Here is a 16,193-nt window from a genome sequence, read left to right on the forward strand (position 1 = left end):
CTATTTTCCGGCAACCGATAGCTCGTCGTTTGGCACGTGATGCTTGAGCCTGCTCGACAATTCGCGTGCAAGCTTTTCAATGTAAGGCGGCTTCACGATCGATAGGTGGTTACCGCCGACAGTCACCACTTCAACGTGCGCTCCTGGCTGATCTCGCCAGCCCAAGGCGGGGTCTTCTCCCACGGCGCGATCCGTGGCGAAGAAAGTCAGCGTCGCCGCGACGGATGGCGCCTGATAAGCACAGGCTGCGTTTGCACCGGCTCGGTAGACCGCCAGTATCCGCCTCATCAGTTCCATGTCGAGTTGCGTGGGAAGCAAGGCATGATGTTGAGCCGCCGAAAGCATGGCATCGATGTCGTTGCTCTGGGCGAATGCGATCAGTTCGTCATATGCAGGATGTTGGCGTGCATCGGCCACGCCTGGGCGCTGATCGACAATCCAGTTCAACAACGCAGTGCACTCATTAATTTCCGCGACGTTTTGTGTTCGCCAATGAGCCTGCAAGAACGGAGCACTACCTGTATCGATCATGCCGACGAAGTTGACGGTCTCCCCCATCGCAAGCAGTTGATGAGCGATCTCATACGCAATCATGCCGCCCAGCGACCAGCCAGCGATGAGATATGGGCCCGAGGCCTGCACCTGCCGCATGGCATCCAGATAAGTGCGCGCCATGTCGACGATGCTTGCCTGAGGCGTTTCGCCCGCGGCGATACCACTCGCTGCCAGGGCATACACCGGCTGATCGGCATCCAGATACCGTGCCAGGTCGAACGCATACTGGACCTCACCACCAATGGGGTGAATCAGGAACAGTGGCGTCGCGTGGCCGTGAGACCGAATGGGAACCAGGTTCGGATGTCGAGACGGCGGCTTGCTTGCATCGACAAACGCCGCCAGTGCACCCAGCGTCGGATGAGTAAACAGATGACGCAACTCCAAATCGATGCCCGCTCGCTTGCGCAACTGAGACACCAGCTGCACCGCCAGCAAGGAGTGTCCGCCGAGCCGGAAGAAATCATCGGACACGCTGATCTGCTTCACCTTCAGCACATCGATCCAGATGTCGGCGATGATCTGCTCGGTCGGTGTCCGCGGGGCGAGGTGGACGGCATCGCTTTGCGTCAGGTCCGGCACGGGAAGCGCCTTGCGATCCACCTTGCCGTTTACCGTAAGCGGCAGCGCCTCCAGGATCACATAGCTGCTGGGCAGCATGTAGTCCGGTAGCCGTTGTGCCAGGCCGGTGCGATAGGCCGCTACCTGCCCGCGGTCCTGCGACGGCACCACATACGCCACCAGCCGCTTCTCGCCCGGGATGTCTTCGCGCAGCATCACCGTCGCTGCCTGCACGTCGGGCAAATTCGCCAGCTGCTGCTCGATCTCGCCCAGCTCGATCCGGAAGCCGCGCAGCTTGACCTGATCGTCGCCACGACCCAGGAACTCCAGCTCGCCATCGGCCCGGTAACGGACCAGATCGCCCGTGCGATAGAGACGCGCTCCAGGCTTGTCCGTGAACGGATCGGCGACAAAACGCTCTTCGGTGAGCGATGCACGACCGAGGTAACCCAGCGCCACACCATCGCCACCGATATACAGCTCGCCCACGCTGCCCATCGGCTGCAACTGCATGCCCTCGCCCAGCACATACAACTGGGTATTGCCGATCGCCCGTCCGATCGGTGCCGCGACACCCTCCAGTGTCTCCAGCACTGCCGCGTCCGAGAGCGGCCAGATGCTGCAGCCCACGGTCGCCTCGGTCGGGCCGTACTCGTTCACAAAGGTGGCCGCCGGCAGCAGTTCGCCCTTCCAGCGACGTAACGTCGCCAGGGTCAGCTGCTCGCCGCCGATCACAATGCAGTGAGCTGCATCGCCTGCCGCTTCGGCACGATCCATATAGGACAGCGCTTCCAGGTGGGCCGGGGTGATCTTGAACAACCAGGGCGCGCCCGAAGCGAACAACCTCTCTGATAGTTGCGGCAAGGTCCGCTCGTCATCGGCCAGCAATACCATCGGCTTGCCCACCATCAGCGGGGGCAGCAAGGTCGTGACCGTCGCATCGAAGCCCAGCGGGGAACTTACCACCGAGCCGACGATGTCTTCGCCGAGGTACTCACGCACGGCATGCCACACGTAATTCGACAGCGAGCCGTGGGCCACCATCACACCCTTGGGCTTGCCGGTAGAGCCGGAGGTGTAGAGCACGTAGGCCATGCGGGTGGCTGAGCTCTGATTGTCCAGATTGTCATCCGCATAGCTGTGCAACGTATCTTCATCACCGTCCAGGCAGAGCACCGTCGAACCCGATACCGTCGGCACGCGATCCCGCAGATGTTGCTGGGTCAGGACCACCGCCGGCTTGGCGTCATCCAGGATCGTGGCCAGCCGCTCCGGCGGATACGCCGGATCCAGCGGCACATACGCGCCGCCCGCCTTCCACACGCCAAGCATGCCGACGATCATCGCTACCGAACGTTCGACGCACAGCCCCACCAGCACGTCCGGTCCCACGCCCCGTTGACGCAGATGACGTGCCACGCGGTTGGCCTGGGCATTGAGTTCCGCGTAGCTCAATGACACGTCCTCGGCTATGACGGCTATCTCGTCGGGAGTCCGTGCCACCTGTACTTCGAACAGCTCATGCAGCGCGTGGACATGCGGGTACACAGTGTCGGTCGCGTTGAAGGTGGCGACCAGTTGATGGCGTTCGGCCTCGCCCAACATGGCCAACTGACCGACGGCGCGTTCCGGCTCGACCACAATCGCCTGCAGCAGTTGGGTGAAATGTCCCGCCATGTGTTCGATCGTGCGCGCATCGAACAGCTCGGTGCTGTATTCAAAGCTGCCATGCAGGCCGTCACGCTCTTCGGTCAAGGTCAACGTGATATCGAACTTGGCCATGGCACTTTCATGAGCCAGCAGGTTCATCGACAGGCCTGGCAAGGCCAGCTCGTCCATCGGCACGTTCTGCAGCACCAGCATCACCTGGAACAGTGGCGAATAACTGGTATGGCGTTCCGGCTGCAAGGCTTCGACCAGTTGCTCGAACGGCACATCCTGGTGCGCATAGGCATCCAGCGTGTGCTGTCGCACCTGTTGCAACAGGCTGTGGAAATTGAGCGAGAGATCGACCTGGGTACGCAATACCAGGGTATTGACGAAGAAGCCGATCAGGTCTTCGACCTCGGCCCGATTGCGATTGGCGATCGGCGTGCCGATGCAGATATCGCTCTGGCCGGAATAACGCGCCAGCAACACATTGAAGGCCGCGCATAGCGTCATGAACAGCGTGCTCTGCGTTCGATGCCCGAGCATCTGTAATTCCGACACCAGCGCCGCCGGCACCGTGAACGAACGGGTCGCACCAGCGCGACCTGGCAGCGATGAGCGTGGCCGGTCCGTCGGCAGGGCCAACAAGGCCGGGCTATCGGCCAACTGTTGCTTCCAGTAGCTCAACTGCCGTTCCAGCACACCACCGCTCAACCATGCCCGTTGCCAGTGGGCAAAGTCCGCATATTGGACCGGCAACTCAGGCAGCGGCGATGGCAGATCTTGCGCATAGGCGGTATAGATTGCTGCGATCTCGCGTACCAGCACGGCAAACGACCAGCCATCGGAGATGATGTGGTGCATCGTCAGAAGCAATAGATGCTCCTGCTCGTCCAATCGCAGCAAGGCACCGCGAATCAATAGATCCGTTTCCAGGTCGAAGGGCGTCTGCGCCTCGTCCATCGACAACCATCTCGCCCGCGTCACTCGTTCGCCGGGTGGCAACTCCCGCAAGTCGTTGATGGCCAACGGCAGGATCGTCGAAGGCATGACCACCTGTACGGGCGAATCATCGTGGTCGGCGAAGCGCGTACGCAGTGCTTCGTGGCGACGCACGATTTCGTTGAGTGCACGGGACAAAGCATCCACCTTCAGTTGCCCTTTCAGGCGAATCACCATGGGGATGTTATAGAGTGCGTTCTGGCGTTCCAGCTGATCCAGGAACCACAACCGCGCCTGGGCAAACGACAGCGCCAGCGGCCCGTGCCTGTCAATGGGTAGCAACGACGGCACACTGAGATCGACATCGCCCCCACGCACACTTAGCAGACCAGCAATCGTCGGTGCGTCGAACAGGGCACGCAAAGGTAGCTCGACCTGTAACGCTTGCCGTATCCGCGACATAAGCTGCGTCGCCAGCAGCGAATGGCCGCCCGACTCAAAGAAGTTGTCATGGATGCCGACCTTGTCGAGCTTGAGGACATCCGCCCAGATATCGGCCATGCATTGCTCGGCCGGTGTGCGTGGCGCGACATAACCCTCATCGCTTCGCGCCATGTCGGGAGCAGGTAGCGCGCTTCGATTGACCTTGCCATTGGGCGTCAACGGCATCTGCTCGAGTACCACGAAATGACGTGGCACCATGTAGTCGGGCAATGTCTGCGACAAAACCGCACGCAGCTGCGCCTCATGCGGCAATGGCCGCCCCTGGTGTGCCACGAGATAGGCAACCAATCGCTTGTCACCCGCGTTGTCCTCGCGCGCCAGCACCACCACTTCGCTGGCCAGGGTCTGCAACGCGGCCTCGATCTCGCCCAACTCGACGCGGAAGCCGCGAATCTTGACCTGGTGATCGATGCGTCCCAGATACTCGATCTGGCCGTCCGCCCGATACTGAACCAGGTCGCCGGTGCGATACATCCGCGCGCCTGGCATGGCACTGAAGGGGTTGGGGACGAACTTCTCCGCCGTCAGTTCGGGCCGTTTCAGATAGCCACGGGCCAGCCCGTCACCGGCAATGAACAACTCACCGGCGACGCCCATTGGAACGGGCTCTCCTTGGGCGTCGAGAATATACGTCTGTGTATTGGCAATCGGACGACCGATCGACACCGGCGTGCTCGAACCCTTCTCCACCAGCGTAAAGGTCGAATACGTCGTGTCTTCCGACGGGCCATACAGGTTGTAGATTTTCTCGACCGATGCCTGCCGATAGAGCGACTGCACCAGCGTGTTGGACAACGCCTCGCCGGCCAGGTTGACGACCTTCACCGACGCAGGGAGCGTCTTGTTCCGATGCACCTCAGCCATCGCCGAGGGCACCGTGTTGATCAGGGTGACCGGCAACGTGTCCGCACGCTCCGCGAAATCGAGAATATTATCGACCAGCCAGGACGAACCGCCCCGGCTCAAGGGGCCGAAGATCTCGAAGATGGAAAGGTCGAAACAGATCGACGTCGATGCCAGCACCTTGTCGAGGCTGTCGCCATCGAACGTAGCCAAAGCCCAATGAATGAACGTGACAGCATTGCGATGCTGGATCGCCACACCTTTGGGTTTGCCGGTCGATCCGGACGTGTAGATCACGTAAGCGAGGTCGCCAGGCCGACTGACGCCAGTCGGATCATCGTCGCGATAGGCACTCAGCAACGCAGCGTCTGCATCCATACAGAAAGTGGTCATGCCAGACACAGTCGGAAGACCTGACAGCAGATGCCGTTGCGTCAACAACACGGCGGGCTGAGCATCGACCAGCATGGTCGTGATGCGATCCAGGGGATAACCGGGGTCAAGCGGCACATAGGCACCGCCGGCCTTCAATACCCCAAGCATGCTCACGATCATCTCGGGCGTGCGGGTCATGCATATGCCGACCAGCACATCCGGACTTATGCCCTGCCCTCTGAGGTAATGTGCCAGCCGATTGGCTCGTCGATTGAGTTCGGCATAACTGAGCGCGCACCCTTCGTGCATCACTGCCACGCTATCGGGCGTGCGCGCCGTTTGTGCCTCGAACAACCCCTGGATCGCCTGCACTGCGGATGGCCATGCCACCGCGGTGTCGTTCCATTCGGACAACATGCGATGACGCTCGCTATCGCTGAGCATGACAAGGCTGCCAAGCGGGTCGGTCGGGTTGGACACGATGGCTTGCAGCAGACGCGTGAAATGAGCTGCGAGGCGCTCAATGGTGCCAGCGTCGAACAGATCGGTGTTGTATTCGAAATGCCCGTACAGGCCGTCCTTTGCCTCGGTCAACTCCAGTGTCAGATCGAATTTCGCGGTAGCGCTTTCGCTGGGAACCAGCTCCAGTTGCAGGCCGGGCAATGACAACCGGGTCATCGGCGCGTTCTGCAGGATCAGCATGACCTGAAACAACGGTGTGTAGCTGGGATGCCGCTCGGGTTGCAAGGCCTCGACGAGCTGCTCGAACGGCACGTCCTGGTGCGTATAGGCATCGAGCGTATGCGTTCGCACCTGCTCCAACAGCTCGTTAAACCCGAGATGCAGATCCACCTGGGTGCGCAGAACAAGCGTATTGACGAAGAAGCCGATCAAGCCTTCGACGTCGGAGCGATTGCGATTGGCGATCGGCGTGCCGATGCAAATATCGTCCTGCCCCGAGTAGCGGGCGAGCAGAACGTTGAATGCAGCGCACAAGGTCATGAACAAGGTGCTTTGCGCTTTTCTGCTCAACGTCTGCAGCTTGAGCGCAAGTTCCGGCGCAATGACGTACGGCAAAATCGCACCCGATTGCGTCTGTGCGGCGGGACGTGGGCGATCCGTGGGCAAGGCCAGTAACTTGGGACTGCCGGCCAGCTGCCGCCGCCAATAATCAAGCTGCCCGTCCATGAGATCGCCGCCTGAGCGCTGTTGCTGCGCATGGGCAAAGTCGACATAGCGCAGGGGCAGCGCCGGTAGCGACGAAGGCATGCCGAGCGCATGGCTGGCGTATAACGACGCCACCTCGCGCACGAGGATACCCAGCGACCAGCCGTCGGACACGATGTGGTGCATGGTCAACAACAGCAGATGTTCCTGCTCGGCCATTTGCAACAGACCACCCCGGACCAAGGGTCCGGTTTCCAGATCGAAGGCGCCGCGTGCCTGATCGAGCTTCAGCGACTGCGCCTTCGCTTCACGCTCCTGCGCTGTCAAAGCGCGCAGGTCATGGTGCTCGAGCACCCATTGCGCGCGTGATCGGATACGTTGCACAGGCAAGCCATCCGAACTCTCGAAGTAAGCGCGCAAGGCGTCATGCCGGCTTACGACGCCATTCAGAGCCTCCTGCAATGCCTCGCGATTCAACTTTCCGCTCAACCGGACCGCCAGTGGCATGTTGTATGCCGAGCTGCCGGTTTCCAGTTGATCCAGGAACCACAATCGTTGTTGCGCAAAGGACAGGGGGAAAGCTTCTTCTGACTCCGGAGTCGACGGCGATACTTCCGGTGTCCCGGCATCGGCCGGCGCGATCAATGCCGCCATATCCGCCAGTACAGGGGTCTCGAAGATAGTGCGCAGCGGCAGCCTGACCTCGAACACAGTTTCGATACGCGACATCAGCTGCGTCGCCAATAACGAATGGCCGCCCAGGGCAAAGAAGCCGTCGTGGATACCGACTTGAGCCACTTGCAACAGATCGACCCAGATCGCTGCCAGGGCTTGCTCAGTCGCGGTACGCGGCGCGACATAGATAGCCTCGTTCTGCACCATGTTCGGTGCGGGCAACGACTTGCGGTCGACCTTGCCGTTGGACGTCAACGGCATCGCATCGAGCGCGACGATGTACTCCGGCACCATATAGTCCGGCAGCGTCTGCAACAGCGTCGTCCGCAAGGCGCCAGTCTCGGGCAGAACCTGCCCGTCGTGCGCCACCAGGTACGCCACCAGCCGCTGGATGTTTCGCTCGTCCGGACGGGCCAGCACCACCACATCGCGCACCGCATCGAGCGCGGCCAGGGTCGATTCGATCTCGCCCAGTTCGATACGCAGACCACGTATCTTCACCTGATGATCGCTACGGCCCAGGTACTCGATCTGGCCATCCGGCAGATAGCGCGCCAGGTCGCCCGAACGGTACATGCGGGCGCCGGGGGTGGCACTGAAGGGGTTCGGGATAAAGCTCTGCGCGGTCAGGTCCGGACGATTGATATAGCCACGTGCCAAGCCGATGCCTGCGATAAACAGATGGCCCACCACACCGACCGGCACCGGGTTGAACGCTTCGTCCAGGATATGAATCTGGATATTGGCGATCGGTCGACCGATCGGCACGCAGTGAAGCGGGCTGTCTTTCTCGCACGGGTAGTACGTCACGTCGACCGACGCCTCGGTCGGACCGTACAGGTTGTGCAGCGCTACATGATCCCAGGTGGCAAAGAAGCGTTGTTGCAGCTCCAGCGGCAACGCCTGGCCGCTGCACATCACCTGGCGCAGCGACGCGCCGCAACCGGCCTTCGCTTCGTTGAGGAACACCTCCAGCATCGGTGGCACGAAGTGCAAGGTCGTGATGTGCTGCGCATCGATCAGCTCGGCCAGATAGGCCACATCCTGGTGACCCCCAGGCTTGGCCACCACCAGGGTCGCGCCTTCGATCAACGGCCAGAAGAACTCCCACACCGATACATCGAAACTGAAGGGCGTCTTCTGCAAGACCCGGTCGGACGCCGTCAGCGGATAGGCCTCCTGCATCCACTGCAGGCGATTGACGATGCCTTGCTGGTCGATGCCCACGCCTTTGGGCTTGCCGGTCGAGCCGGAGGTGTAGATCACATAGGCCAGGTTGGCCGGCTGCGTGTCGTGATCCAGGTTGCCGTCGTCGTAACCGGCCAGCGTATCGGCATCGCTATCGAGGCAGAACACCGGCAAGCCCGGCATCGCCGGAACGGTATCGCGCACGTGCTGTTGGGTCAGGATCGCCACCGGTCGCGCATCGGCCACGATGGTGGCCAGGCGATCGGACGGATAGCTCGGGTCCAGCGGCACATATGCCGCACCGGCTTTCAGAATGCCGTACAGGCCGACGATCATCTCGATCGAGCGCTCGGTGCACAGCCCTACCAGCGTGTCCGGACCGACACCCAGATGACGCAGATGGCGGGCCAGGCGATTGGCACGCGCATTGAGCTCGGCGTAACTGAGCGACACGCCGTCATACGTTACCGCTTCACGTAACGGGCTACGTACCACCTGGGCTTCGAACAGCTGGTGCAGCGTCTGGGTCTCGGCCTGGACGTTCGGATAGACCTTGGCCGTGTCGTTGAACCCATGCAGCACGTAATGACGTTCTTCGATTGGCATCACTTCAAGGCTGTCCAGCGATGCCATCGGATCGTCGTCAAGTGCCGCTATCAACTGCTCGATCGCCGCGTGAACATAGCCAGCCATTCGCTGCGCCTGTTCCTCACCGGGAATCTGAACGATCAGACCCATGGCATCGCCTGCGTCATCTACCGACAGCACGCAGGGATAGTTGGTGCGCTCCTTCATGCCGATCAATTGCATGCCGACCAGGTCATCCGAGCTGACAGCATCCGCGCCGACATTGTGGCGATAATTGAGCAATGCCGAAAACAGCGGCGTAGGCGCTGCGATCCCGCTTGCGCGCTGCGCCAATGCCAACGGCGCGTGCTCGTGGCGCAACAGTTTCGTCAGCAGTACGTGGGTATTGCGCACGCCATCGATCACGCGCTTGGGTCCGGTCTGTATGCATACCGGCAGCGTATTGATGAAAATGCCCAGCACCCTGTCTGCGCCCTCGCCGCTTTGCATGCGGCCAAACAGTACCGTGCCGAACACGACCTCTTGTCGGCCGGAAACGCGCGACAGCACTTGCGCCCACGCCAGATGCATCAGGCTGGCGACGCTTACGCCAAGCTTTCTGGCTTGCTGCCGCAGTCGCTGCGCCAGCGCCGGTTCGACCTGACGGTGCGCTTCGGCGATATCGATGCCGTCGCCCTGCACATCCAGCAAGCCAAACGGCGCGGTGGGTTCATCGATGTGCGCCAGCATCGTGCGGAAAAACGTTTCGTGCTCGGCCCGGCTCACGCCCGATCGTGCCTGGGCTACAAAATTGCGGTAGGGCAGCGGCTCGGACAAGCTCTGCCCTTGCCCGTCGAGGATGGCCTTGAGCTCTGTCGCCAGCAGCTTGAGCGAGGTGTTGTCGTCGATCAGGTGATGCAACATCACCTGCATCAGCCAACGACCTTGCATCTTGTCCTCGGCAACAAAGCCCCTGATCAGAGGGGCATGCCGAACGTCCAGGCGATAGTTCTGCGGGTTGTAACGCGCGCTCAGTTGCGCGGCCACGTCATCGCCCTGCTCCAGAATCGCATCCTCGATCATGAGCAGCGCACGTCGCCACACCACCTGCACCGGCTCGGCAAGCCCCTCCCACAAGACGGAGGTACGTAGCACATCGTGCCTGGCGATAACCGTTTCGAGCGCCGCGACGAAATGATCGAGATGGGCACGCGTGTCGAAGGCCAGCAGCATTTCCATCACATAGGCATCGCGTTCTTCCGCCATCAGGTGATGAAACAGAATGCCCTCCTGTGCCGGCGACAACGGATAGATGTCCTTGATATTGGGGGCACCGCCCGGCACGTTGTCGACGATCCGGGCAATGTCGTCAGCGCTCAGTTTGGTCAGGGTGACCATCTCGGGCGTGATCTGCACACACCCCTCGGGAATGCCGTTGGCAGGTACGACGACGTCGTTCCAGCCGTTGTTCGCCGCCAGAGCCAAAGCTGCGACGGTCGGCTCGACAAAGAACGTCTTGATATCTACCGACAGCTCGACGCGCCGCATCCGCTCGATAAGTGCAATGGCCAGTAGCGAGTGACCGCCCAACCGGAAGAAATCGTCGAATACGCCCACCTTGTCCAACTTCAGGACGTCGGCCCATATCTCCGCGATAACCTGCTCGATCGCGGTACGCGGCGCGACATAGATGGCCTCGTTCTGCACCATGTCCGGTGCGGGCAACGACTTGCGATCGACCTTGCCGTTGGACGTCAGCGGCATCGCATCGAGCGCGACGATGTACTCCGGCACCATATAGTCCGGCAGCGTCTGCAATAGCGTCGTACGCAGGGCCGCCGTCTCGGGCAGAACCTGCCCGTCGTGTGCCACCAGGTACGCCACCAGCCGCGGGATGTTTCGCTCGTCCGGACGGGCCAGCACCACCACATCGCGCACCGCATCGAGCGCGGCCAGGGTCGATTCGATCTCGCCCAGTTCGATACGCAAGCCACGTATCTTCACCTGATGGTCGCTACGGCCCAGGTAGTCGATCTGGCCATCCGGCAGATAGCGCGCCAGGTCGCCCGAACGGTACATGCGGGCGCCCGGGGTGGCACTGAAGGGGTTGGGGATAAAGCTCTGCGCGGTCAGGTCCGGACGATTGATATAGCCACGTGCCAAGCCGATGCCTGCGATAAACAGATGGCCCACCACACCGACCGGCACCGGGTTGAACGCTTCGTCCAGGATATGAATCTGGATATTGGCGATCGGTCGACCGATCGGCACGCAGTGAAGCGGGCTGTCTTTCTCGCACGGGTAGTACGTCACGTCGACCGACGCCTCGGTCGGACCGTACAGGTTGTGCAGCGCTACATGATCCCAGGTGGCAAAGAAGCGTTGTTGCAGCTCCAGCGGCAACGCCTGGCCGCTGCACATCACCTGGCGCAGCGACGCGCCGCAACCGGCCTTCGCTTCGTTGAGGAACACCTCCAGCATCGGTGGCACGAAGTGCAAGGTCGTGATGTGCTGCGCATCGATCAGCTCGGCCAGATAGGCCACATCCTGGTGACCCCCAGGCTTGGCCACCACCAGGGTCGCGCCTTCGATCAACGGCCAGAAGAACTCCCACACCGATACATCGAAACTGAAGGGCGTCTTCTGCAAGACCCGGTCGGACGCCGTCAGCGGATAGGCCTCCTGCATCCACTGCAGGCGATTGACGATGCCTTGCTGGTCGATGCCCACGCCTTTGGGCTTGCCGGTCGAGCCGGAGGTGTAGATCACATAGGCCAGGTTGGCCGGCTGCGTGTCGTGATCCAGGTTGCCGTCGTCGTAACCGGCCAGCGTATCGGCATCGCTATCGAGGCAGAACACCGGCAAGCCCGGCATCGCCGGAACGGTATCGCGCACGTGCTGTTGGGTCAGGATCGCCACCGGTCGCGCATCGGCCACGATGGTGGCCAGGCGATCGGACGGATAGCTCGGGTCCAGCGGCACATATGCCGCACCGGCTTTCAGAATGCCGTACAGGCCGACGATCATCTCGATCGAGCGCTCGGTGCACAGCCCTACCAGCGTGTCCGGACCGACACCCAGATGACGCAGATGGCGGGCCAGGCGATTGGCACGCGCATTGAGCTCGGCGTAACTGAGCGAGACGCCATCGTAGGTTACCGCTTCACGCGACGGGCTGCGTACCACCTGGGCTTCGAACAGCTGGTGCAGCGTCGGCGTCGCGGGCTGGACGTTCGGATAGACCTTGGCCGTGTCGTTGAACCCATGCAGCAAATATTGACGCTCGTCGGTGGATAGCATGGACAATTCACCGACAGCTTGTTCCGGCTCAGTCACAATCGCCTGCAGCAAATGCGTGAAATGCTCTGCCATGCGAGCGATCGTGTTTGCCTCGAACAACTCGGTGCTGTATTCGAAGCTTCCCTGCAAACCATCCCTGCCTTCGGTCAGGGTCAGGGTGATATCGAACTTGGCCGTCGCACTTTCGCTCTCCAGCAGCTTCATCGACAGACCAGGCAAGCTCAACTCGTCCATCGGCATGTTCTGCAATACCAGCATTACCTGAAACAACGGCGTATAGCTGGTGTGCCGCTCGGGCTGCAGCGCCTCGACCAGCTGCTCGAACGGCACGTCCTGATGGGCATAGGCCGCGAGCGTGTCTCGACGCACCTGTTGCAACAAGCTGTGGAAATCGCGCGTCAGGTCGACATGGGTACGCAGCACCAGCGTGTTCACGAAGAAGCCGATCAGGTTTTCGATTTCGCTACGATTGCGATTCGCAATCGGCGTGCCAATGCAGATATCGTCCTGCCCGGTATAACGAGCCAGCAGCACGCTGAAGGCTGCGTTCAAGGTCATGAACAGCGTACTTTGGGTCCGATGCCCAAGCGTCTGCAGATCAGCCACCAATGCCGCCGGGACCATGAACGACAGCGTTGCGCCACTGCGACTGGGCAATGACGGTCGCGGCCGGTCGGTGGGCAGGGCCAGCAAGGTTGGGCTACCGGCAAGCTGCTGCTTCCAATAACCCAGTTGCCGTTCCAGTACACCGCTGCCCAGCCATTGCCGCTGCCAATGGGCAAAGTCTGCGTATTGAATGGGCAGCTCGGGCAATGGCGAGGAACGCCCTTGCATAAAGGCCGGATACAAGGCGGCCACTTCACGAACCACCAACCCCATGGACCAGCCATCCGACACGATGTGATGAATGGTCAGAAGAAGGACATGCTCGTTATCGGCAAGGCGAAGCAAGCCGCAACGAATCAACGGACCGTTCGCGAGGTTGAAAGGCGCACGCGCCTCGTTCCAGAGATGCAGGCGCGCCTGTACCTCACGCTCCTCGGCGGCAAGGCCGCTCAGGTCGACGACATCAAGTAACAACGAGGAATCGGCCGCGATCACCTGTACCGGCTCGTCGCCGAATGTGGCAAAGGAGGTACGCAATGCCTCGTGACGACGCACGATGTCGTTGAGCGTACGGGACAGCGCATCTACATCGAGCCGCCCGGTCAGTCGCACGGCGGCAGGGATGTTATAGACCCAGGGCTGCGCTTCGTAATGATCGAGGAACCATAGGCGTTGCTGCGCAAACGACAGCGGCAGCGGCGCATTGCGCAGGATGGGCTGTATCGCCGATGGCGCGTTCCGTTCGCTCGCCATGACGGGCAACGCGGCGAGAGACTGGACTTTCCCGGTGAGCAACGCCACCGTCGGCGCCTCAAAGATGACATCGACCGCTATCTCGACACCAAATTCGGTACGTACCCGGGAGGCTAGCTGCGTTGCCAGCAAGGAGTGGCCACCGATATCGAAGAAATTGTCGTCCGCATCTATGGATGGACGGCCAAACAGGTCTTGCCAGATCCTGGTCATCACCTGCTCGGGATTGCCAGTTTCTGACGAAGCCGCTACCGGCGTTGTCGATGTGACCGAGGGGAAAGGCTCCGTCGATCGCGCCGAGAACCCCGCCTCGCTGAGCGCACCCGGATTATCCGGATAACGAACGTCGGTCCAATAACGCTCCCGCGCAAAGGGATAGGTGGGCAGACTGACGCGATTGGGGCGCCGGCCTTCGGCGCCATAGAGCATGTTCCAATCGAAAGTGAAGCCCTTGACCCATAGGTCCAGCAGTTTGCCGAACTTGCCTTTCGCAACCCAGGCCTGGATGGTCAGGCTCATATCCTCGTCGTCCGACAAGATCGACAAGGCGCTGCGCCTGGCCTGTCCGCGATACATGCCCTCTACTTCGGTATCACCGGCGATGGCAGCCAACTTGTGCCGCAAGTCGTCGAGCGAATCGACCAGCAGCGCGAGTCGCTCCTCCATGGCTTCACGCCCGATCTGCAAGGTGTAGGCGACGTCGGCCAGCGCCAGATCGCCGACACGTGCCGGCGCAATGGCATCCAGTAAGCGCCGCACTTGCTCTTGCAGCCGTTCCTTGTCGCGGGCCGACAGAACGATCACGGCCTGACCCGGGCCCGCACGCTCCGCGGCCTCGTCCACGTCGATGAACGGGATATATTCCTCGATCACCACATGGGCATTCGCCCCGCCCGCTCCGAACGAGGACACCCCGGCGATTCTCGGGATTTCCTGCAATTGTCCATCGCGTTCCAGCATCGGGCGCGGCCAAGGTGCCAAGGTCTGCTGCACCACAAATGGCGTATCGGCGAACTTGATATTCGGGTTGAGCGAGCCAGCATGCAGGCTCGGCGCCAAGGTCCGATGCTTCATCTGCATCAATACCTTGCTGATCGCCACGAAGCCGCTGGCACTCTCGCTGTGACCCACATTCGACTTGGCCGACCCGATAGCGCAGAACTGCTTGTCCGATGTCCAGTGTCGAAATGCCTTGGACAAGCCGGCGATCTCGATTGGATCGCCAAGGTTGCTGCCCGTGCCCTGCGCTTCCACATAGCTGACGGTGCGCGCGTCGACGCCTGCGCGTCGCAAGGCATCGCTTATCAGCTGCGCCTGCATGTTGGGGTTGGGCACCATGTAGCTGTGCGTCTTGCCACCCGAATTGACGGCACTCCCCTTGATAACGCCATAGATATGGTCGCCGTCCGCAACGGCCTGGTGCAGCGGTTTGAGCACGAGCGCGCCGACGGCTTCGCTGTCCACGAAACCGTCGCCGTCGGCGGCAAACGACTTGCATTGGTCGCCACTGGACAACATCGTCATCAACGACAGGTCGATCAGATGGGCAGGCGCGACAATCAGGTTCACGCCACCGGCAATGGCAACCTCGCTATCGCCGCTACGCAAGCTTTCAATGGCCAGATGCACCGCAGTCAACGACGAGGAGCAGGCGGTATCGATCGCCATGCTCGGCCCCTGGAAATCGAACAGGTAGGAGACGCGATTGGCGATCGACCAGAAACGCACGCCTGTCGGGTAATGTTCGTTCATGACGCCAACGAACAAGCCGACCTTTCTGCTCCGGCTCACATTTGCCGCGGTGTAGCCGGCGTCCTCGATGCTCGCGTGCACCTCCTGCATGAACAGCCGCTCTTGCGGACCAATCAGCTGCGCTTCGCGTGGCGTGATATTGAAAAACAGGCGATCGAAGCTGTCGACGTCATCGAGCAGGCCGGCCCAACGGGTATAGGTCTTGCCGGGCTGATGCTTTTGCGCGTCGAAGAACCGGCTGTTGTCCCAGCGCTCCGGTGGAATCTCCGAAATGCAGTTCCGTCCGGCTGCTAGGTTTTCCCAGAACTGGTCGACATTGGCCGCCCCCGGGTAGCGCCCTGACAGGCCGACGATGGCCACGTCGAAGGGCGGCGTCGGCGCCGGGGCTGCCGTCACCGTGGGGGCGACCCTGGAGACGGCACAGATTCGGGTTGCTCCCGGCGCGAGCACTGTCGCCCGCGATTGCTCTGGTTGCGACACGACAGGGGCCGCAACAGCAGGAGCAGCTGCACGCACAGCGGCTATGCCCATACCCGTCCAGCGCATCAGGGCTTCGGCTTCGGTCTGCATGAAATGCTCAACCAGGCTCTCGATCGTCTGGTGTTCGAAGAACAGTGTCGAGCCGATGCTGTCGACGCCAAGCGCAGCGCGCAATGCGTTAGTCAGCTCCAGGACGAGGATCGAGTCGATACCGTATTTCTCGAAATTGGTCCTGGCATCGATACTATCCGCCGGAAGCTTGGCGCTCTTACCGA

General features: G+C 61.3%; 1 protein-coding gene (cut by a window edge). It reads right to left on the minus strand.

The window, feature by feature from the left end; all coding sequences use genetic code 11:
• Nucleotides 1-16,193: the 3' end of a non-ribosomal peptide synthase/polyketide synthase gene (locus QMG46_RS16400; RefSeq protein ID WP_281848917.1), read on the minus strand. The gene runs 23,716 nt beyond the window's last position; only the last 16,193 of its 39,909 coding nucleotides appear in the window; its start codon lies off the right edge, out of view; the stop codon is at nucleotides 1-3.

The organism is Dyella sp. GSA-30 (assembly GCF_027924605.1).
In the GTDB taxonomy this organism is placed as follows: Bacteria; Pseudomonadota; Gammaproteobacteria; order Xanthomonadales; family Rhodanobacteraceae; genus GSA-30.